Genomic DNA, 20,967 nt, shown 5'->3' on the forward strand with positions numbered 1-20,967 from the left:
AACGGAAAAGAGCCGCCCTTTCGGACGACTCAAACTGTAATGGGGCTTTTTTAGCTACTTTGGGCAAACCCACGCGGCCGCCCCGGATAAAGCCCTCAATCGTCCAAATAGCACCGCAACGCATGGGAGAGTCTGGGACGGTACAATAGCTCGAACGGTTCAAACGAATAAGGAGCCATATGCAGCTCACCAAAACGCTTGGGGTGACGCCGGAGGAGCTTTTTGACGCCCTAGCGGGGTCCATCATGCAGGATATCGAAAACGCCACGGGCAAGCGCTCCAGCCGCAACAGGCTCAACGGCAATAAGTACGAGAAGCGTGCCCAGGCCGCAAAAAGGCAAGGTAGCTCTTCATCGGAAACTGTGAACACTTCAGGCTTCGAGTCAGTAGCGAGCGGCCCGACAAAATTAGTTGATGGAAGTGCTAAATGAATAAGAATGCCGCTACGCAACTGCACATCTATTCCGTCTTTTTCGTTCTCGCGGGATTTGTTTTAAATCGGGGAGTGTTTCTACTTTTCCTTGCGGAGAAAGGAATGTCTGTCACGGAAATCGCGCTTTATCAAGCCCTGTTTAACATTGCAACGGTCGTCCTCGAGCTGCCAACAGGGCTGATAGGCGATTTCTTTGGAAAGAAGTTTTCGATTCAAGTGGGCGTGCTGCTGCTTTTCTTCCATACGGCTGGCATGCTGTTGCTCTCAGGTCCCTTTCTTGTCGTGCTTTCCCTTGTTGAGGCACTCGCCTACTCCCTTCAATCGGGGTCCGAACAAGCACTTTTATATGAAATTGCCCGGAATGCCGGTCAAGGAGAGCGCTTCCTCACCATCAATGCTCGGCTGCTTGCCGCGCAATCAATCGCTACGGGAATGGCAATTGTGCTCGGATCTTTCATTGCCCAAGTATCTTGGAGCGCCCTCTACGTATGTGTCTCCGTTTTCTATCTCCTGCAGCTTTTCCTTCTGTATCCCATTGAGAGGACGGAAGCGACCCGTTCTGAAAGCTCTGAAAAGGGAAGGTTTGACGCGGCCAAGATGTTCAGACGCGAAACCTGGCGTGTTGGAGAATCCGCTTTTGCGGTATTGCTTCTTCTAATCGGCACAAGCATGCTCGATGGATTCTATGGGAGTTATTACAACTTGAATCAGTTGGTATTCGACGCATTTGATGCTCCCGTCTCCATAATAGGAATCTTTTTCGGTGCATCCTATGCAGTAAATGCGACGGCCTACATTGCAGCAGATTTCTTCTCATCGCGTTTCGGGAAAAGAAATACCATGCTCGGCTCGATGCTAATCGAGGCTGGCCTTTTCATGATTCTTCCGTGGTTCGCTTCAAATCCGCTGTGTTTGTTTGGCCTTAGCATGGTGCTTTGTTTTCTCCCAGAAGTGGTGTACATCATTTCGGAAAACTTAATCCAAGACGCGATAGCGGACGATCTTCGCGCGACGATCCTTTCCGTCGCGTCTCTGGTAAGGGCTCTCTTTTCTGCAATGTTTTTCTCCATATTTGGATATGTGTTGGGGTTATATCCCATTCAGATAGCGCTCGGTGTTATTGGCGCAATCGCGATGGCAATTACCGCCGTTGTTTCTTTAAAAATGGTAGGAATACATGTCTCCAAGAATTGATATATCGATTGACGAGCTGCCCGAAGCGTCGAGCCTTCTTGATGGACATGACTATTCGTCACAAATCATTCAGCGTATCGCCGGGGTTCCAGTAATACTCGATGCATCGGGATGCCCTCATTCCCTTTTTGAAGGTCCCAAATTGACTACCCGTGTGGGTTTGGCTAGGTTCGGGTGCTGTCCGTGCCGTGCGGTAAAATCGTTCAGTCAGAACACGAACCCGCATCGGAGCTCATCACATGGCATTCGTCCATCTGCACAATCACACTGTTTTCTCCATGCTCGACGGCGCAACCCGTATCCAGGATATGGTCAATCGCGCCGTAGAGCTGGGCATGCCCGCCGTGGCCATTACCGACCACGGCTACATGTATGGCGTGCCCGATCTGGCGCTGGCCTGCGACGCCGTCAACCACAATACGCCCGAGTACAAAACTTGGAGCCACGACAAGGCCTTCTTGGAAAAGGACCGCCGCGACGAGCTGGTGGAGCCCGATCCCGAGGAAAACCCGCGCGAGCATGCCCAGTATGTGAAGGACATGGCCATGTGGGACGAAAAGGGCAACATCGACGAGCTCAAGCCGCCCCTGGTCATCAAGCCCATCTTTGGCTGCGAGGTCTACTTTACGCCGGACGAGACGCTCGCCCGCGACCACAAGCCCGAGCTCTACCACATGATCCTCCTGGCCAAGGACCAGGAGGGCTACGTCAACCTGATGCAGACGGTTTCCGAGGCCGCCGTGCAGGGCTTTTACTACAAGCCGCGTGTGACGCTCGACAACCTGCGCCGCCACGCCAAGGGCATGATTTGCACGAGCGCCTGCATCGCGGGCATCATCCCCAAATACATCGACCGCGGCGACATGGAAGGCGCCATCAAGTGGGCCGAGACCTTCCGCGATACCTTTGACCCCGGCGACTTTTACATCGAGATCCAGGAACACGGCATTACCACCGACAACGGCCTGACCGACGAGCAGATGGACCGCACGCTCATCGATATCGCCAAGCAGGTGGGCGTCAAGGTCATCGCCACCAACGACTTCCACTACCTGCGCCGCGAGGACGCGCCGGTGCAGGACGTCATCATGTGCATCGGCATGAACGCCAAGGTCGACGACCCCAACCGCATGCGCATGACCGGCTCGGAGTTTTACATGAAGACCGAGGAGGAGATGCGGGCGATGTTCCCGTATTGCCCTGAGGCCTGCGACAACACGCTCGAGATTGCCGACAAGTGCTACGTCGAGCTGGACTGGGACTCCATCATCTTGCCGCGCTTCCCGCTGCTCGATCCCGGCGAGACGCACGAGAGCCAGTTCCGCCGCGAGTGCGAGAAGGGCCTGCGCCAGCACTACGGCGACGACTGGGCCACGCGCGAGATCGGTGGCGTCAACATCAAAGAGCGCTTTGAGTACGAATACAAGGTCATTTGCGACAAGGGCTTTGCCGCGTACTTTTTGATCGTCGCCGAGTACGTGCAATGGGCCAAGGACAACGGCATCGGCGTCGGCCCCGGCCGTGGCTCGGCCGCCGGCGCTATCGTCGCCTACGCCATGAACATCACCGCGTTCGACCCGCTCGAGAACGGCCTGATGTTCGAGAGGTTCCTGTCTCCGCAGCGTACCGAGATGCCCGATATCGATATGGACTTCGACGATGAGCGGCGCCTCGAGGTCGTGGAGCACGTTCGCCAGCTCTACGGCCCCGAGAAGGTCACCCACGTCATCACCTACTCGACCATCAAGGCCAAGCAGGCCATCAACGACGCCGCGCGCGTCCTGGACTACCCGGTCTACATGGGTCAGCGCCTGTCCAAGATGGTCTCGAGCGACCCCAAGGTCAAGCTCAAGCAGGTGCTCGACAAACAACCCGGCAAAGAGGATCTGTATAACCCCGATTTTGCCGAGGCTTATAAAAAGGACGACGACGCTCGCCGCATCATCGACACGGCGCTCTCGATTGAGGGTCTCACCCGTGGCGAGGGCGTGCATGCGTGCGCCGTTCTGATCTGCCGTGACCCCGTCAACGAGCACGTGCCAACCAAGCTCGATACCAAGGGCGGCGTCGAGATTACTCAGTACGAGGGCCATACCGTTGCCGACATGGGCCTGCTCAAGATGGACTTCTTGGGCCTGCGCACGCTGACGGTTATCTCCAAGGCCAAGGCAAACATCAAGAAGAACTTCGGCATCGACATCAAAGAGGAAGAGATTCCCTTTGACGATCCCGAGATCTTTAAGCTCATGGGCTCCGGCCATACCGCCGGCGTCTTCCAGGTCGAGTCCGCCGGCATGACGGCCACGATCAAGAACATGAAGCCCACCGAGTACAAGCACGTCGTAGCATTGATCGCTCTGTACCGCCCGGGCCCGCTGGGCGCCGGCATGGTCTCGTCCTACATCAACCGTATGAACGGCAAGGAGCCGGCGGTCTCCTACGACGACCGTCTGGACGACATCCTGGGCGAAACCTACGGCACCATGGTCTACCAGGAGCAGGTTATGCTCATCTCCGTCGAGATGTGCGGCTTCTCCAAGGGCGAATCGGACTCGCGTATCCGTAAGCCCGTGGCTAAGAAGAAGATCAAACTGCTCACGTCGACGGTGCTGCACTGGGAGGATGGCTCGGACGAGACCACCTACGACCACTGGATGAACGGCGCTATCAAGAACAACTACACGCGCGAGGTCGCCCAGAAGATTTGGGACGATGTTCTCGAGTTCGCGTCTTACGCCTTTAACAAGTCGCACTCTGCCGGCTACGCCATCCTGGTTATGCAGACGGCGTGGCTCAAGGCGCACTATCCGCACGAGTACATGGCGGCCGTTCTGACGTCCTATACGGGTAAGACCGACAAAATCGTGCACTACGTCTCGGCATGCCGTCACGACGGCATCCCCGTGCTGTCGCCAGATGTCAACGAGTCCGGCACCGAGTTCACGGCTACCAAGGAGGGCGTGCGCTTTGGTCTGGCCGGCATCCGCGGCGTGGGTACCGGCGTGGCGCAGGCGATTATCGCCGAGCGCGAGGCGGGCGGCCCGTTTAAGACGCTGCACGACTTTGTCGAGCGCGTGGACTCGAGCCAGGCCAACCGTCGCGTAATCGAATCGCTGATCAAGGCAGGCGCCTTCGACTCCACGGGGTATCCGCGTCGCCAGATGATGCACTTTGTGGATAAGAACAACCCCGAGAACATCATCGATGCCGCGATAAAGCGCCAGAAGGACCGCGCGAGCGGCCAGACCTCGTTCTTCGATATGTTTGGCGACGTTGAGGGCTCGGGCTTCGAGGTGAGCGTGCCAGATCCGGACGGCCAGGAATGGGACCGCCACCTCAAGCTGAGCCAGGAGAAAGAGGTTCTGGGCATCTATGTTTCGGACCACCCGCTGCGCCCGTTTGAGTATGCACTAGCCAAGGCGCGTGACTTTTCGTTCTCGCAGATCGACACCGGTTACGAGGTACAAAACCCCACGGGCGGCACCATCAACCAGGAGATTCCCGAGGGCAAGGCGCTGTGGTGGGCCGGTATGGTCTCGAGCGTGTCCAAGCGCGTGACCAAAAACGGCGACCCCATGGGCATCGTGCAGCTCGAGGACATGGAAGGAGAGGCCACCGTCGTGGTGTTCCCCAAGACCTACAAGGAGGCCGAGGGGTACCTGTACGGCGAGGTCGATCCCGAGACAGGCGCGCAGCTGTCCGACGCCTTTGTGCGCATCAAGGGCAAGCTCGAGCGCTCGGACCGCGGTGACCAGATCATCGCGCAGGAGATTGTGCCGCTGGAGCTCAACGAGGAGAATAACAAGCCCAAGGTGTTTGAGGTCATGGTGCCCAACAGCCGCTTTAGCCAGGGCAATATGGCGCGCCTGGCCACGGTGCTCACCGCTAACCCGGGTGGCGATCGCGTGGAGATCTTTATCGAGCAGGTGGACGGGCGCGTGCTGCGCGCCGAGGTGCCTGCCAAGGTCAACGCGCGCTCGATTCCGCTGCTGGCCGAGGCTAAGGCCATCGTGGGTAACCAAGGCCGCGTGACGGTGATCTAAGCTACCCCGGGTGAGATTGGAGGAAGTGATGGCGCAGGGGACGTTTGTGCAGGCGCTTCGCAAAGAGGCGGCGTTGAGCGGCACCTTTATGAAGGGGCGTTCGCTCATGCTTAACGGCGCCGTGCTGTCGATCGAGGACAGCGGCTCGCGCTTCTCCAAAAACGTGACGGTTGAGGGCTCGGTGCGCGGCTCGCGCGGCGACCTGTACAAGACGCACGTGGCGCTCGACATGGACGAGCACGAGGTTATCGACTACGACTGCGACTGCCCCGCCGCATACCGCTATCCCGGTATGTGTAAGCACGCTATTGCCACGGCGCTGGCGTATTTGGATGCCAGCGGCGCCGAGCCCGTCGAAGGTTTGCGCACGCCGGTTCGCACGTTTACGGCGCAGCCGAAACAGCCCGCGCGCGCCGCGTCCGCCGCGCCGGCCGTCAACCCCAACTTTCCCTTCCCGGCGCCCGTCCCCACGAGCCCGAGCCTTGTGGCGGCGCTTTCCGATCTTTCGGACGCGCGCATGGATGAGCTGGCGAGCATGCGCCGCAAGCTCGCCGGCACAGTCGACCCCGATGCCCCCAAGGCGGTATTGGAGCCCTCGCTGGTGCCGTACTACAATCCGCTGTTTGCCGACCGCTTTAGCTGGGCGCTCGAGCTTCGCATCCGCTGTGGCTCGGTGTCCTACGTGGTCAAGGATATCGACGGCATGGCCGATGCCTATGTCCGAGGCGGCACCTTCTCGTACGGCAAGAAGCTCACGTTTGTCCATACGCCCGAAGCCTTTGACGAGGTTTCGGTGCGCCTGCTCGACCTTGTTGTGGCAACGGTTGTGTATCTGAGCGACATCACGAGTTCGCGTTCGGCGTCGTACGATTTTGCACGCAGCGGCTTTGTCGCCGAGCGCCAGCTGCCGCTGTCCGAGCATGACATCGTATACATGCTGGACTTGCTACCTGGCCGGACCATTTCCTTTGAGCCCGCCTGGTCGCGGGGAACGACAACGCATCGTTCCTATGAGGTAGCGGTTGAGTTGTCGCCGGTGGGGGAGGACGAGGCCTCGGCAAAACAACCGCCGCTCCTTGCCGCCAAGATCGCGCCGGCGGCCGGTGGCAGCTACGACCTGCGCCTGCCCGCCGATATGTACTGCTTTGTCTCGGGCGACGTTGCCTATCTGGTTGACACGCACCGCGCGCGCCGCGCCGATGCGGCGTTTGCCCAGCATGCCGCACCGTTTCTGTCGCGTCTGCTGCCCTGTCGCACGCCGGTCCATATCGCCGTCGAGCAGGTGGGTGAGTTCTGCCGCATGGCGCTGCCCATTTTGCGCGACTACACCGACCTCACCGCGCCCGCCGCGCTCGATACCGTGGCGCCCGAGCCGAGCTTTGCCATGGCGATTGGCGTCGACGATAGGCTCGTGACCTGCAAGATTACGGTTAGCTACGGCGACTGGTCGGCAGATCTCTTTAGCCTGGGTGCTCCGGGAAGCCCCTTCGAAGACCAGCGCCCGGGCGTGCCGCCGCGCGATGAGGTGGCAGAGTTTCGCGTTATGGACACGGCTGCCATGTACTTCGATTTCCACGAGGGCGGCCTGGCGTTTGAGGAACGCGATGACGAGAGCCTGTTCTGCCTGCTTACCGAGGGTCTGTCTGCCCTGTCCGAGCTGGGTGAGGTCATGCTCAGCGACCGCCTGCGCCAGATCTCGGTGCGCCCTGCGCCCAAGCTTTCGGTGCGCGCGACCGTCAAGAGCAACCTGCTCGATGTCGAACTGGGCGCGAGCGGTCTTTCGGCGGCAGATCTTGCCATCTATCTGGACTCGTACAAGCGCCACCAGACGTTTGCGCGCCTGACGTCCGGCGACATTGTACGCCTGGACGAGGGTGCCCGCGCCGCGTTTGGTCTTGCCGAGGACCTGGGTGTCGACGCCGTCGACCTGCTCGATGGCGTGTCGCTTCCCGCGTCGAGTACCCTGTTTGTCGATAGCATGCTCGCGCGCACGCCGGCGCTCGAGGCCGATTGCGACGCCGCGTTCCGCCGCACCGTCGAGCGCCTGGATACGCTCGGCAAGATGGACTTTACGGTACCTGCCTCGCTCAAGGCCACACTGCGCGGCTATCAGGTCGACGGCTACCAGTGGCTCGGCTCGCTCGAACACCTGGGCCTCGGCGGCATTTTGGCCGACGACATGGGCCTGGGCAAAACCCTGCAGATGATCGCGCATATCCTGGCGCGCGTGGAAGCGGGAGACGCCAAGCCCACGCTCGTGGTATGCCCCGCGTCGCTCGTGTATAACTGGACTGCCGAGCTGGAGCGCTTTGCGCCTTCGCTCGACGTGTGCGCCATTGTGGACGCCAAGGCTCAACGCCGCGTGCAGATCGCCGGCGTGGCCGAGCATAACGTGGTCGTGACGTCGTACGACCTCATGCGCCGCGATATCGACGAGTATGCCGAGCAGGACTTTGCCCGCGTCGTGCTCGACGAGGCCCAGTACATTAAAAACCCGCTCACGCAGGTGGCGCGCGCCGCCAAGCGCCTGCCGGCCGGCGTGCGCTTTGCCCTGACGGGCACGCCCATCGAAAACCGCCTGTCCGAGCTCTGGAGCATCTTCGACTTCTTGATGCCGGGCCTTTTGGGGACGCGCGAGTCGTTTGCCAAGCGCTTTGAGAGCCCCGTCGAGCATGCCGAGGGCGATAGCGCCGCTCGCCTACAGTCGCTCGTGTCGCCGTTTGTGCTGCGCCGTGTTAAGGAAGACGTGGTGGCAGACCTGCCCGAGAAGATCGAGGACACCGTCATGGCACAGCTCACCGGCGAGCAGCGCAAGCTCTATCTGGCCAACCAGGACCGCATCGCCCGGCAGGTGCAGCATCGTGAGGCATCCGAGTTTAAGAAGGACAAGCTCAAGGTGCTCGCCGAGCTCACCAAACTGCGCCAGATCTGCTGTGACCCACACCTGCACTACGAGGACTACAAGGCGGGGAGCGCCAAGCTCGACGCTTGTATGGAGCTCGTGCACGGTGCGCTCGACGGCGGGCACCACATTCTGCTGTTCAGCCAGTTTACGGGCATGCTCGATATTATCGGCAAGCGCTTGGCCAAGGAGGACATCGGCTTTCTTAAGCTCACGGGCGCTTCGTCTAAGGAGAGCCGCGCCAAGATGGTCGCGCAGTTCCAAGCGGGCGAGGTGCCGGTGTTCTTGATTTCGCTCAAGGCGGGTGGCGTGGGCCTTAACCTGACGGCGGCCGACGTGGTCATCCACTACGACCCGTGGTGGAACGTGGCCGCGCAGGACCAGGCGACCGACCGCGCGCATCGTATTGGCCAGCAACATACCGTGACCGTGTACAAGCTCATCGCTAAGGACACGATCGAGGAGCGCATCATGCAGATGCAGGAGTCCAAACGCGACCTGGTCAACAGCGTGCTTGGCGGCGACGGCATCTCGTCGGCGCTGTTTACCCGCGAGGATGTTCTGGCGCTGCTCGGCGGCGACGGGCGCTAGTCTCGCTCGTTATGTGTTCATTTGCCATGCCGTGGATGGTTTGCCTGCCTTTGGGCATAAGAAGCATCGAGAACACCGGCACATCAGCAAAGGAGAACATCATGGCAAAATTCTTTAAGGACCCCGACGGCAAGCTCATTGCCGCCCTTGGCAACGACGTTGCAACCCCTGCCGGCTGCACGGAGCTGACCGCGAACACCGAGGACGCGGCGCACGAGAAGCACGTGCCAGTCGTCGAGAGCGAGCGCGACGGTCACGTGATCCGCGCACGCGTGGGTTCGGTCGAGCATCCTATGGTGCCCGAGCACTACATCGAGTGGATCGCCCTTGAGGCCGAGGGCCGTCTGGAGGTCCACTACCTCCAGCCCGGCATGAAGCCCGCGACGTTTTTTGCCGGCGGTTCCAAGACCGGTACCGTCTACGCCTATTGCAACCTGCACGGGCTGTGGTCCGCGACGTTCTAGGAGCGCGCCCCCGCTCGGGGTATCATAGCTAGCATATGCACATGCGAGCGCCGACTGCATCATGCGGCCGGCGCTTTTACTACGACAACGATGGTTTACGACGGAAAGGGCTGAGCCATGAAGCTCGCACTTGCACAGATCGATATGCGCCTGGGTGATATTGAGGGTATCTGCGGTCGCATCGAGGACCAGGCGCGCCTGGCCCACGAGCGCGGTGCGCGCGTGCTGTGCGTGCCGGCTCCGCTCTTTATGGGGGCCCTGCCCGGCGGCCTGGTGGGCGCTGCCGACTTTGAGCACGACATGCTTGCCGGCTTGACCGGCGTCGCCGAGCGTATCCAAGAGCTCGATATGATCTGCATCGTGCCCGCGGCGGTTTCGTTTGAGGGCCAGCCCCTGCTCGACTACATGATGCTCAAGGACGGCCATGTGGTGCCGGCCCGTTCGAGCATTGCCCTGCAGCGTGGCGAGAACAACGACGCGCGTTGGGCGCCGCCGGTGTTCGACGTGGACGGCGTGCGCATCGCCGTGATCTTCGACTTGGACCGCGAGCTCGAGATGCTGCCGACCGGCGTCGACCTCATTGCGTATTTCCAGTTCAACGCATTCGATATGACCGACCGCGAGACCGCCGCGATCGCCGCCGTGCGCAGCGGAGCCTACCGCAAGATTGCCTCCAAGCGCAGCGTGTGGTTTGCCTGCATGGCGCCGGTTGGTGCGTACGACGAGTCGGTGTATACCGGTGGCTCGTTTGTGCTCGACGACTGCGGTCGCGTGGTGGCCCAAGCACCATGTTTTGAAGAGAGCCTACTGGTTCAGGAGATTCAGCGCGGTGTGATGCTCGATGCCTTGGAGGACCACGAGCTGCCCGAGTTTCGTTCCGAGGAGTGGTTGTGGCAGGCGCTGGTGCTCGCCGTTCGCGATAATGCCCGCGCCCGCGGTACGTCGCGCGCCGTGGTGGCGCTCGAGGGCGATCTGCCGTCGTCCCTGCTGGCGGCGCTTGCCGTTGACGCCCTGGGTCCGCGTAATGTGGTCGGCCTGGTGCTGGGACGCAACCGCATCTTTACGCCGGCGCAGGAGGAGGCCGAGGCTGCTCGCTGTGCCGCCGTCCGCGCGATTGCCGAGCGCCTACATATTCGCACGGTTGAGCGCGATGCGCCGGATGCCGCGCGTGTGCTCGACCGCGATGTGTCGGCGGGCGACGCCGAGCGCCTGCGCTCTCGCACGCTGGGTCTCATGCTAGAGGACACAGCGCTCGAGCTGGGTGCGATGGCGTTGAGCCCGCTTTCCAAGACCGAGTACGCGTTGGCGGCACCGGCACTTTGCGGTGGCTACCAGGGCGATTACGCGCCCTTTGGCGACGTATACCTGTCGACGCTCGAGTTTGTGGCGCGCGTGCGCAACCGTACGTCTGCCGTGGTGCCGCAGGAGCTCGTGACGCTCAACGCGGTGGAGGATTGCATGGAGCGCGTGCTGGCGCAAGCGCTCTCGACGCTTGACGGTCCGGTCGACATGCTCGACCGCGCGGCGCAGCTGCTCGGCGGGCTTGAGCCGGACGAGGTCGATGGCACGCTCGAGGCGCACGTGGACCGCAACCGACCCTTCGACGACATCCCAATGGCCACCGGCAAGCCCGAGGCTTGCTCGCTGCTGCTGATGCTCGTGCGCCAGGGAGAGACGGCTCGCCGCCAGCTGCCGACGACGCCGATTGTCTCGGCCCGTTCGTTTGCCGAGCGTGCTTGGCCGTATATGCTCGCGTGGTCCGACCTAGGGCTGAGCGGCAAGGAGCGCATGACGGTCGATTCGTTGGCGCGCGTCGAGGTGCGCCGCTTTGCCGACGACGATACGAGTGACCGTATGCGTGGTGAGATGATGGGCATTTTGGGCGAGCTGCTGGGTATTTCGCCCGAGCAGATGGAGGAGCTGCGCTCCGAGGACGGCCAGCGTCGTTTGCATGAGGGTATGAAAAAGTTTGAGGGCGAGGTCCAGGACGCCATCGAAAAGATGATGGGCGGCCAGGGTGGCCCGCAGGGTGGCCCGCAAGGCGGGCCGATGCCGCAACCGCCGGTGGATCCCCGACAGTTCCCGTTCTTTAGCCAGAACTAGGTCTCTGCGTGCCCGCTTGCGTATGCTCAACCTACAATTCTATCTCGGCTGACTTATAGGGCTAGCGTTGTGTTATTCTAGAACAGACGTTCGTGAATGATGCGCGGGGCCTTGTCTTGCGCCGTACTTGTGGCGAGGGGAGGTTGGCTTGGTCATTTTGGGTATCGACCCCGGTTTGGCCCATACGGGTTGGGGGATTATCGAGGAGCGACGCGGCGAGGTTCGCTGCCGTGCCTATGGTTGTATCGAGACGAGCGCGGGTAGTCCGCTCGCGGTGCGCCTGTCGCATATTGCCCGCGACCTCAAGGGTGTCGTGGAGCGTTATCGCCCCGATACCGCTGCTATCGAGAGCATCTACTTTGGCGCCAACGTCCGCTCGGCCATCCCCACGGCGCATGCCCGCGGTGCCGCGCTCGTGGCGCTTTCGGAATGCGCGCTCGAGATAGGCGAATACACGCCTATGCAGATCAAGCAGGCTGTGGTGGGCACCGGTGCCGCAGATAAGCGGCAGGTCGCCTACATGGTGCGCACGCTCACACAGCTCGATCACGACCCGAATCCCGACCATGCCGCCGATGCCCTGGCCTGCGCCATCTGCCACGTTAACCTCAGCCGCACCCGGGCGCTTACCGGTGGCGAGTTCTATCAACAGAGAGGAACCGGATACTGATGATCTCCCAGCTCCATGGAACGCTTGTCGAGGCCACGATGAGCTCGGCCGTTGTCGATGTATCGGGCGTGGGCTTTGAGCTCGGCATCTCGGGCAGCACCGCGGCCACGTTGCCGACGCCCGGCGGCGAGGTGCGCCTCTACACGCGCATGCAGGTGCGCGAGGACGCCATGACGCTCTTTGGCTTTGCCTCCAAGGACGAGCGCACGATGTTCGATCGGCTCGTGTCCGTCTCGGGCGTCGGTCCGCGCCTGGCGCTTGCTGTGCTCTCCACCTATACCGTGGGGCAACTGTATTCCCTGGTAATGGCCGAGGATGACAAGGGCATGGCCAAGGTACCCGGTGTGGGCAAAAAGACAGCGCAGCGTCTGATCCTGGAACTCAAGAGCACCTTTGCCAAGGACAAGGGCTTTGTGCCGGTCGACGTGATTCCCGGTCAGGTTGCGATGCCGGTTCCCGCCGCCGCTCCCTCGGCGATTGATGACGCCCGCGCGGCGCTCCTCTCCATGGGCTTTAGCCCGCAGGAGACCGATGTCGCCCTGAGCGGGTATGATGGGCAGGATATGCGTGTCGAGGATCTGCTCGGCGCGGCGCTTAAGCGACTCGGAATGGATGCGTGATGTGGGAAGCCGATGACTCTCAGGACCTGTGGGCGACGCCCGGCAACTCGCCGGCGGCATCCATGGCGCACGGCGAGCGCATGGTGGGCTCGGAGCTGACGGCCGAGGACCTCGATGTCGACCGCACCCTGCGTCCCCAGCGCTTGGACGACTATTGCGGTCAGGAGCATATCAAGCAGAGCCTGCGCGTGCTCATCGAGGCGGCGCAGAGCCGTGGCGAGACGCTCGACCACGTTATCTTTTCGGGCCCTCCGGGTCTGGGTAAGACCACGCTGGCCACGGTTATCGCCAACGAGCTGGGCGCTCAGATTAAGACGACGAGCGGCCCCGCTATTGCGCGTACCGGCGACCTGGCGGCTATCCTGACTAACTTGCAGCCGGGTGACGTGCTGTTTATCGACGAGATTCACCGCCTCAACCGCTCGGTCGAGGAGGTTCTGTATCCTGCGATGGAGGACTTTGCCCTCGATATCGTGATCGGCAAGGGTCCGGCTGCACGCTCGATTCGCCTGGATATCCCCAAGTTCACGCTGGTGGCGGCAACGACTCGCTCGGGCATGTTGACCGGCCCGCTACGCGACCGTTTTGGCATTTCGTATCGCCTGGATTACTACACCGTCGAGGAGCTTGCCCAGATTGTGACGCGCTCGGCGACCATCCTGGGCGTGACAATAGACCATCCGAGCGCGCTCGAGATCGGCTCACGCTCGCGTGGCACGCCGCGCCTGGCCAACCGTCTGCTCAAGCGCGTGCGCGACTACGCGCAGGTGCGCGGCAACGGTCCTATTGAGCTTGATATTTGCCGTCAGGCGCTCGAGTTCTTCGAGATTGATGAGCTTGGTTTGGACTGGATGGACATTCGTATCTTGGAGACACTCGCCAAGACGTTCTCCGGCCGTGCCGTTGGCTTGACCACGCTTGCCAGTGCGGTGGGCGAGGACCCGGGTACGCTTGAGGACGTCTACGAGCCCTATCTGCTGCAGTGCGGATTGATGATTCGCACACCGCAGGGTCGCCAGGCAACGCCTCGCACCTTTGAGCATTTGGGAATTGAGCCGACCGTTTAGGACGGGTTTGTAGGCTATCGCTGAGCATTGGATAAACATATCGCCGTTTGTCGGTTGCGGGTGCTTTACTATTGCGCGCCCGTGCTATGCTGAATTGGTCTTTTTCTCATCCGGTAACGAAAGGACCGTCCATGCCTACTGACATCGAAATCGCACGTTCCGTCACGCCGCTGCCCATTACCGAGGTGGCTAAGAACGCCGGCGTCGACGTAAAGCACCTGATTCCGTACGGCTTCGACAAGGCTAAGGTCGACTACTCTCTGCTCAATGAGCCAACTGATCACCAGGCTAAGCTCGTCCTCGTGACCGCCATCAACCCCACGCCTGCGGGCGAGGGTAAGACCACCACGACCATCGGTCTGGCCGATGGCCTGCGCCGTCGCGGCGTCAAGAGCGCTGTGGCCCTGCGTGAGCCTTCGCTCGGCCCCGTCTTTGGCGTCAAGGGCGGTGCCGCTGGCGGCGGCTGGGCTCAGGTCATCCCCATGGAGGACATCAACCTGCACTTTACCGGCGACTTCCATGCCATTGGTGCCGCCAACAATCTGCTGGCAGCCATGCTCGACAACCATATTCAGCAGGGCAACCAGCTCGGCATCGACGTTAAGCGCATCACCTGGAAGCGCGTCGTCGACATGAACGACCGTCAGCTGCGCCATGTTATCGACGGCATTGGCGGCAAGGCCCAGGGAGTGCCGCGCGAGGACGGCTTCGATATCACCGTTGCCTCCGAGGTCATGGCAATCCTGTGCCTGTCCACGAGCATCAATGACCTCAAGGAGCGCTTGGGCGAGATCGTTGTCGGCTACAGCTATGCCGGCGAGCCCGTCCGCGCACGCGACCTTAAGGCCCAGGGAGCTATGGCCGCACTGCTCAAGGACGCGCTCAAACCCAACCTGGTCCAGACGCTCGAGGGTACGCCTGCGTTTGTTCACGGCGGTCCCTTCGCCAATATTGCCCACGGCTGCAACTCCATCATGGCCACCCGCATGGCCATGCGCTTCGGCGACGTCGCGATTACCGAGGCCGGTTTCGGTGCCGACCTGGGTGCCGAGAAGTTCCTCGACATCAAGTGCCGCATGACGGGCGTTCGCCCCAGCGCTGTCGTGGTCGTCGCCACTGCCCGCGCGCTTAAGTACAACGGCGGTGTTGCCAAGGCCGACCTCAACGAGGAGAACCTCGAGGCCCTCAAGGCTGGCATGCCCAACCTGCTGCGCCACGTCGACAACATTCAGAATGTCTACGGTCTGCCCTGCGTGGTCGCCATCAACCGCTTCCCGACGGACACCGAGGCCGAGCTCGAGCTCATCGAGTCCGAATGCCAGAAACTCGGTGTTAACGTTAAGCTGTCCGAGGTTTGGGCCAAGGGTGGCGAGGGCGCGCTCGACCTGGCCGATGAGGTCATGCGCCTGATTGAGCAGCCGAGCGAGCTCAAGTTTGCCTACGAGGACGGTGCCGATGTGGCCGACGCCCTCGAGGCCGTTGCTACCAAGGTCTACCGCGCCGACGGCGTCGACTTTACGCCGGCTGCCAGGCGCCAGCTCGCCGAGCTGCGCGAGAACGGCTTTGGCAACCTGCCGGTGTGCGTCGCCAAGACGCAGTACAGCTTTAGCGACAACGCCAAGGCCTTGGGCGCTCCCGAGAACTTCCGCATCACGGTGCGCGAGCTCAAGGTTTCTGCCGGCGCCCACTTTGTGGTCGCGCTGACCGGCAGTGTTCTGACCATGCCGGGCCTGCCCAAGGTGCCCGCGGCCGAAAACATCGACGTCGACAACGACGGCAACATCACCGGCCTGTTCTAAGTCTGCTGTCCATAGCTGCTAGCCCGCCCCGCCGTGCCCACAAGGCCCGGCGGGGCTTTTTTATCCTTAGGCCCGCGCATGTCTTGTAGATACCGACGGGCTCTGCCCATCATAGGTTTTTGCGCGGGTAGAATGCATGGATAACTTGATGCTCACGAGCGACGGAAAGGAATCGTTGCATGGATCAGGACAAAACAACCGTGATGGGCGGCTACGGTTCCGCGCAGGCTGGCGATAGCGCCGATGCGACCCGCGTTGTTCCCAACCCCGGTTATACCGACCCCGCCGCGACGCAGCCTTCTGCCGAGCCCACCCGGGTTATGGGCTATGGCGACACGGCGCAGGATTCTTACGCTGCATCTTCGCAAGGCCCCTATGGCAACGCAGCTCCGGATCCGTTTGATTACACGCCGCAGGATTCTTATGCTGCCTCGACGCCGAATCCCTATGACAACCTGCCGCAGAATCCCATTCCGCAGCCTCAGCAGACGACGTATATGCCTCGCACTGCGCAGCCTCGCTACGAGTCGCGCGAGCCGTATCGCGAGTACCCCAAGTCGATTCCGCAATATGGCGAGGACGAGGAGAAGAAGCCGTCGCGTTCGTCGAGCGTGATCAAGAAGATCCTCATCGTACTGGCGATCTTCTTTGCGCTGTCGGTTGTGTTTGCCATCGTGTCGGGCATGCTCAACAAGCGAGGGAGTTCAACGGCCGATACCACTGCCGAGCAAACCGAGTTCGCCTCGTCTAGCACCGTCGATCTGAGCGATATCCCGGGGCAGTACTGGTCCAACGCCAAGAAGCTCCTCAAGTCGCGCGGCGCCGATCTTTCGAATGCCGTGATTCTGACCGACGACGGCTCGACGCCCGTTGTCGATGCCAACTGGGTCGTTACTTCTGCCCACTATAACGACAACGGCAACCTCGAAATTCAACTCACGCACAAGAACAGTTCGGGCAACTCGTCCGACGGCCAAAGCGGTACCGACAGCTCGAGCTCCAATTCACTGGAGGACTTGAGCAACAAGGCACAGGAGTTGGGAGACAAGGCGCAAGAGCTGGGCGATACGGCACAAAACCTGGGCGATGCCGCGCAGAACTTGGGCGGCTTGGCGACGGATGCCTGGAACGCCCTACAAAACGGCATCTCGGGCGCGCAGGGAAACTAGCTGTTAAGCGGGCTACAGCTGTTCAGCCGGACGGTCGGGCGAGCTAAAGCCCGAATCAAACGTGACGACGCACGAGACGTCGGGTCGGCGCTCGTGCACGATGCGCGTGACGAGCTCCAGCAGCTCCTCGTCGGATATGTCAAAGCCGTCGGGACGCACCAGGTCAAACGAAACGAACCCGTCGTGCTCGTGTAGGTCGTGGATGGAGAGCGCGGGGTCGATCTGCATGACGCCGCGCTTGACCCAGCCGCGCAGATCATCGCCGGTTGTCGCGATGGGGTCGCAGTGCAGCGTGATGCCAATGCCCATCTGGCGCTTGATGTCGTGCTCGATGGTGTCCAGGATCTCGTGGTGCTCAAATGCGTCGCCCTCGCCGGGCATTTCCACGTGTGCGCTGGCAAACTGACGGCCGGGGCCGTAGTCGTGCACCATGAGGTCGTGTGTGCCTAGGACCTGCGGATACGACATAATCCTATCGCGGATTTCCTGGACGAGCTTGGGGTCGGGCGCTTGTCCCAGCAGCGGGCTGATGGCGTCGCGCACCAGGCCCATGCCGCTGATGCAGATGAAGATGCCCACGCCCAGGCCCGCCCAGCCGTCGAGGTCAAAGCCGGTCGTTTGCGAAATAAGTGCCGCCACTAAGACCGAGCCCGAGGTGATGACGTCGTTTTTGGAGTCCTGCGCCGTGGCGATGAGCGTCTCCGAGTCGATGCGGTCGCCCAGCGTGCGGTTGAACGCGGCCATCCAGAGCTTAACGAGCATGGACAAGACGAGGGCGGCTAAGGAGAGCGCCGAATATGCAGTGGGGGAAGGTTTGATGATCTTGGTGACCGACTCGAGGATTAGGTTGATGCCGACGGCACAAACCAAGACGGCGACAAACAGACCGGCCAGGTACTCGTAGCGGCCGTGGCCGTAAGGGTGGCCCTCGTCTGCCGGGCGGCTGGCAAGGCGGAACCCGAGCAGACTCACGATGTTGCTCGAGGCATCGGAGAGGTTGTTGAAAGCGTCGGCGATGAGGGAGACGGAGCCGGCGAGCAGGCCCGCGATGCCCTTGGCCAGGCACAGGGTGATGTTGAGGCCAATGCAGATGAGGCTTGCGGCAAAGCCCGCGTTGGTGCGGCAGGAGGTATCGACCGGCTCGCCCTCGCCGCCGGGAACAAGCGTATGTACCAGCCGATTTACAAATAGCATGGCGTATCTCCTCGCATTCTCGTTAAGGGGATAGTGTAGCTCGCATGGGCGCACCGTGCGCCGGTGCTCAGAAAATGCAGCAATGGTCTGCCCGCGCTAACGAGTGGGGCTTCTTGTCTGACCGAGTGCTCCATTTTGGGCCACATGGGTATGGGCATGTGCCTGTTTGCTCGACATACTTAATGTCGACAGCCCCTGCGTAAAGGAGGACGTATCCATGGACGAGATGTTTGCCATTAAATGCCAAAACTGCGGCGGCCCTATGTACTCACACCAGGCTAAACGCAGCTTTGAGTGCGCCTATTGCGGCACGGTCGTTCCGTGGCAGGCCGATGCGGGGGAGCCCAAGAGCGCCCTGGGCATTCGTCATACGCCGTTGACGGTGGTGGATGGACTGCTCAAGCTCACGCATGTGTCGCAGCTCGAGCGCCCGGAGGACCCGGACTGGTATTTCCTTAATTCGTACTGGCGCAATCAGTCGGTTCTGGAGCATCTACTGTGGGAGGACCGCGGCACGGCTCAGGAGTTCCAAGAAGCCACGCACGTGAGCATTCCCTGCCCCTTCTGCGGTGCGTCCTTTGAGGGGTCATCGACCCAGCGCGTGTTTGAGTGCCCGTCCTGCGGTAATAAGATCGGCGTTGCCGACCTGCTTAAACCCGGCACCTTCAGCAAGCGCCTGACCATGGGTGTTGGTGCGGAGTATGTACCTGAGCAGGGTATTCCCTGCGAAATCTCGCCGCAGCAGGCACGTGCCAACGCGCTGCAGCTGGTGCGCCAGTACCCTGATGCCTTTGCCGGGCACGACGTGGAAGACGCGATTCAAAACGACATGATGCTCTTCTATTTCCCCATGGCGCTGGCGGACCTGCGCATGATGGCGTCCTTCCCGGGAAAGGGCCTGAGCAAGGAGACCTTGGTGTACTACGAGGTGCTCGACTGGGCATACCCCAGGGCAAACTACCTGGACGTTCGCCTTATGGGCATTTTGGAGCCGTGGGACTTTGCCAAGGTGGGCCCGTTCGATCCTGCCATGCAGGAGGGCGACTTCCGCGTTGTCTCCGTCGATGCGTCTACCAAGGACCAGGTGGTCATTGATAAGCTGGCGCTCGACGTTGCGGGCAACGATGCCGAGGCCGTACTGGGGCTCAATAAAAAGAGCATCCGAACCTGGGCGCGCAAGGCCCGCAAGCATAAGGACGGCCTGGTGATGGTGCCGGTCTACTTTGTCGATCGTCCGGCGACGGACAGCCGCGATGGCGAGCAGGTGCGCATCGCCGTGAACGGCCAGACGGGTCGTGCGGCCGCGGTGGTGGTTAGCGACAAGCGCGAGACGCATATCGTGGCGCCGCTCAACCCGAGCCTGCATCTGTCCGGCGAGAGCACCGTACACGCCACGCCCATCGAGGTCAAATACGTTAAATCGCCCTTCCTATACCAGATCGTACGCCGTGGAGGCGGCGAGCAGCAGCATCAGGTGGCAGCGGTCGCCGAGGGTTCTTACCGAGAAGAAAAGCCCAAACGCAAGGGCTTGTTCGCTGCGATCTTTGGTAAGTAGGGGAGTGGTGCCGGTTGGCTCGCGAGAGTGCGCAACATCCCGCCCGTGATGGCAGATGTAAATAAACGGTGGAACGGCTGTAAAAGAGCCTTGCCACTGGGTAAAATCAGGATGTGCCGCGGAACCCGCTCCTCAGCTACTCAAACTTCGGAGACGCGGGCAACGCAGGTGCTATCGTCTTAAAGGGTCGGCTGCAACCGGCCCTTTTCTATGACTCCCTTCGCTATCCGTTACTGCTTATATTCCCGCCAGATCGAGTAGAGGTTCCGGGCAATGCCGGTCACATACATCGAGAGGCGCAGGATTTCAAGAAACAAGTTCATAGGCTTCACCCCAATCGGAGATCGGAGCGTTGCCCGCAGGCGGATTCCGCGGCAGGCTTAATCCTACCTCACGGGCCGCGGTGGAGGATAGCCGGCCCCCTGGTTTTGAGCAGTGTCGATCTAACGGGCAATCAAGCCTCTAGCTCTCTTTGAATTGGGCAAGCATCTGCCCGAAGAAGCTTAGTTCGGATGGCTCATAAATGAGCGAGCCGCCATCTTCGGTCCGGTAGACCCCGCAGGGGAGGTGACGCCCGTCGGGGAGGACATAAAGGTTTTCTTCCTCCCTCAGTCCCGTTGGGAGTATCGGGGTCTCGTTTTCGTCCATTTTGAACTCATCGATATTCGCGATCTTCCTCTCCATGATGCCTCCTACCTTATTTCTTGAATGGCGACCTAAAACAAGCAATTCTCAATCAGTTCTTTTCCGCGTAGGGCGTCGACCCACTCCTGCGGAATTGCAGCGATGCCGTAGGCCGTGCCGGCGAGGGCGCCTGCGACGGCTGCGGTGGTGTCGGTGTCGTCGCCTAGGTTGACGACGGCAAGCACGCAATCTTCGTAGCTGTTGGTGTTGACGAAGCACCAGGCGGCTGCCTTAAGGGTGTCGCGCACGAAACCGCCGGACCTGATTTCGTGGTCGGGCGCGCTTTTCAGCTGCAGCGCCCACGAGGGGAGTGCGCCGTTCAGCACGTCTCTCATCTGCTCGACAAATATGACGCATGCATCGGTCGACGTTCTGTGGGCGTGCGTAATCGCGGAGACCTTGCTGACCTCTTCGTCTGTCGCATCGGTGAACGCCAGGGGAGCGATGCGCATGAGCGATCCGTTGCCGTTGTCGCGCTC

14 protein-coding genes and 1 pseudogene are annotated in these 20,967 nt (G+C 61.2%); 12 read left to right on the top strand and 3 right to left on the bottom strand.

Going from position 1 to position 20,967, the window contains the following annotated elements:
- Positions 1 to 179: 179 nt before the first annotated feature.
- The 11 genes from DWZ15_RS00005 to DWZ15_RS00055 all read left to right on the top strand — a co-directional run bounded on the left by DWZ15_RS00005 (position 180) and on the right by DWZ15_RS00055 (position 17,055).
- A complete protein-coding gene (locus DWZ15_RS00005) occupies positions 180 to 431 on the top strand; it encodes a DUF3284 domain-containing protein (protein WP_118270916.1) in 252 nt (83 codons plus the stop codon).
- On the top strand, positions 428 to 1,627 hold the full coding sequence (locus DWZ15_RS00010) for an MFS transporter (protein ID WP_118270917.1): 1,200 nt from the start codon (positions 428 to 430) through the stop codon (positions 1,625 to 1,627). Before DWZ15_RS00005 ends, DWZ15_RS00010 begins: the two co-directional genes overlap by 4 nt.
- Before the next feature lie 239 nt (positions 1,628 to 1,866).
- The gene (dnaE, locus tag DWZ15_RS00015) at positions 1,867 to 5,670 is read left to right on the top strand and encodes a DNA polymerase III subunit alpha (protein ID WP_118448446.1); all 3,804 of its coding nucleotides are present in this window, start codon (positions 1,867 to 1,869) and stop codon (positions 5,668 to 5,670) included.
- Between the two features lie 28 nt (positions 5,671 to 5,698).
- Positions 5,699 to 9,163, top strand: a complete 3,465-nt coding sequence (locus tag DWZ15_RS00020) for an SNF2-related protein (protein WP_118448449.1) — start codon at positions 5,699 to 5,701, stop codon at positions 9,161 to 9,163.
- Positions 9,164 to 9,264: 101 nt separating this feature from the next.
- The gene (locus DWZ15_RS00025) at positions 9,265 to 9,627 is read left to right on the top strand and encodes a desulfoferrodoxin family protein (protein WP_117862021.1); all 363 of its coding nucleotides are present in this window, start codon (positions 9,265 to 9,267) and stop codon (positions 9,625 to 9,627) included.
- Between the two features lie 117 nt (positions 9,628 to 9,744).
- The gene (locus tag DWZ15_RS00030) at positions 9,745 to 11,730 is read left to right on the top strand and encodes a hypothetical protein (RefSeq protein WP_118448452.1); all 1,986 of its coding nucleotides are present in this window, start codon (positions 9,745 to 9,747) and stop codon (positions 11,728 to 11,730) included.
- Between the two features lie 148 nt (positions 11,731 to 11,878).
- A complete protein-coding gene (ruvC, locus tag DWZ15_RS00035) occupies positions 11,879 to 12,400 on the top strand; it encodes a crossover junction endodeoxyribonuclease RuvC (protein ID WP_117862023.1) in 522 nt (173 codons plus the stop codon).
- Positions 12,400 to 13,020 (top strand): Holliday junction branch migration protein RuvA, encoded by a 621-nt coding sequence (gene ruvA, locus DWZ15_RS00040; RefSeq protein WP_118448455.1) that lies wholly within the window; start codon positions 12,400 to 12,402, stop codon positions 13,018 to 13,020. Before ruvC ends, ruvA begins: the two co-directional genes overlap by 1 nt.
- Complete coding sequence (gene ruvB, locus DWZ15_RS00045; protein ID WP_118448457.1) at positions 13,020 to 14,087, top strand: Holliday junction branch migration DNA helicase RuvB; 1,068 nt, start codon at positions 13,020 to 13,022, stop codon at positions 14,085 to 14,087. Before ruvA ends, ruvB begins: the two co-directional genes overlap by 1 nt.
- Before the next feature lie 131 nt (positions 14,088 to 14,218).
- On the top strand, positions 14,219 to 15,886 hold the full coding sequence (locus DWZ15_RS00050) for a formate--tetrahydrofolate ligase (protein WP_118448459.1): 1,668 nt from the start codon (positions 14,219 to 14,221) through the stop codon (positions 15,884 to 15,886).
- A 179-nt stretch (positions 15,887 to 16,065) separates the two neighbouring features.
- A complete protein-coding gene (locus tag DWZ15_RS00055; protein WP_118448462.1) occupies positions 16,066 to 17,055 on the top strand; it encodes a hypothetical protein in 990 nt (329 codons plus the stop codon).
- Positions 17,056 to 17,067: 12 nt separating this feature from the next.
- On the opposite strand, the gene DWZ15_RS00060 is transcribed toward DWZ15_RS00055, so the two are convergent.
- Positions 17,068 to 18,249, bottom strand: coding sequence for a cation diffusion facilitator family transporter (locus tag DWZ15_RS00060; protein ID WP_118448465.1), 1,182 nt, complete (start codon positions 18,247 to 18,249; stop codon positions 17,068 to 17,070).
- A 217-nt stretch (positions 18,250 to 18,466) separates the two neighbouring features.
- Between DWZ15_RS00060 and DWZ15_RS00065 the strand changes: the two genes are divergently transcribed.
- A complete protein-coding gene (locus DWZ15_RS00065; protein WP_118448468.1) occupies positions 18,467 to 19,804 on the top strand; it encodes a hypothetical protein in 1,338 nt (445 codons plus the stop codon).
- A gap of 462 nt (positions 19,805 to 20,266) precedes the next feature.
- Here the strand turns inward: DWZ15_RS00065 and DWZ15_RS00070 are convergent, their stop codons facing one another.
- Together DWZ15_RS00070 and DWZ15_RS00075 are read right to left on the bottom strand one after the other, a co-directional pair.
- Positions 20,267 to 20,488: a hypothetical protein gene (locus DWZ15_RS00070; RefSeq protein ID WP_118448471.1), complete on the bottom strand. Its 222-nt coding sequence runs from the start codon at positions 20,486 to 20,488 to the stop codon at positions 20,267 to 20,269.
- A gap of 32 nt (positions 20,489 to 20,520) precedes the next feature.
- A pseudogene (locus DWZ15_RS00075) lies at positions 20,521 to 20,955 on the bottom strand (ADP-ribosylglycohydrolase family protein); the annotation flags it as partial.
- Positions 20,956 to 20,967 lie beyond the last annotated feature (12 nt).

Origin of the sequence: Collinsella sp. AF29-7AC (genome assembly GCF_003475665.1) — a bacterium.
Taxonomy (GTDB): Bacteria; Actinomycetota; Coriobacteriia; order Coriobacteriales; family Coriobacteriaceae; genus Collinsella.

Bases quoted from the DNA above. Each gene is read 5' to 3' on its own strand.
- DWZ15_RS00030 (WP_118448452.1), top strand. From the start codon at position 9,745: ATGAAGCTCGCACTTGCACAGATCGATATGCGCCTGGGTGATATTGAG.
- DWZ15_RS00060 (WP_118448465.1), bottom strand. From the start codon at position 18,249: ATGCTATTTGTAAATCGGCTGGTACATACGCTTGTTCCCGGCGGCGAG.
- DWZ15_RS00010 (WP_118270917.1), top strand. From the start codon at position 428: ATGAATAAGAATGCCGCTACGCAACTGCACATCTATTCCGTCTTTTTC.
- DWZ15_RS00005 (WP_118270916.1), top strand. From the start codon at position 180: ATGCAGCTCACCAAAACGCTTGGGGTGACGCCGGAGGAGCTTTTTGAC.
- DWZ15_RS00020 (WP_118448449.1), top strand. From the start codon at position 5,699: ATGGCGCAGGGGACGTTTGTGCAGGCGCTTCGCAAAGAGGCGGCGTTG.
- DWZ15_RS00025 (WP_117862021.1), top strand. From the start codon at position 9,265: ATGGCAAAATTCTTTAAGGACCCCGACGGCAAGCTCATTGCCGCCCTT.
- DWZ15_RS00055 (WP_118448462.1), top strand. From the start codon at position 16,066: ATGGATCAGGACAAAACAACCGTGATGGGCGGCTACGGTTCCGCGCAG.
- ruvA (WP_118448455.1), top strand. From the start codon at position 12,400: ATGATCTCCCAGCTCCATGGAACGCTTGTCGAGGCCACGATGAGCTCG.
- DWZ15_RS00070 (WP_118448471.1), bottom strand. From the start codon at position 20,488: ATGGAGAGGAAGATCGCGAATATCGATGAGTTCAAAATGGACGAAAAC.
- DWZ15_RS00065 (WP_118448468.1), top strand. From the start codon at position 18,467: ATGGACGAGATGTTTGCCATTAAATGCCAAAACTGCGGCGGCCCTATG.
- ruvB (WP_118448457.1), top strand. From the start codon at position 13,020: ATGTGGGAAGCCGATGACTCTCAGGACCTGTGGGCGACGCCCGGCAAC.
- DWZ15_RS00050 (WP_118448459.1), top strand. From the start codon at position 14,219: ATGCCTACTGACATCGAAATCGCACGTTCCGTCACGCCGCTGCCCATT.
- dnaE (WP_118448446.1), top strand. From the start codon at position 1,867: ATGGCATTCGTCCATCTGCACAATCACACTGTTTTCTCCATGCTCGAC.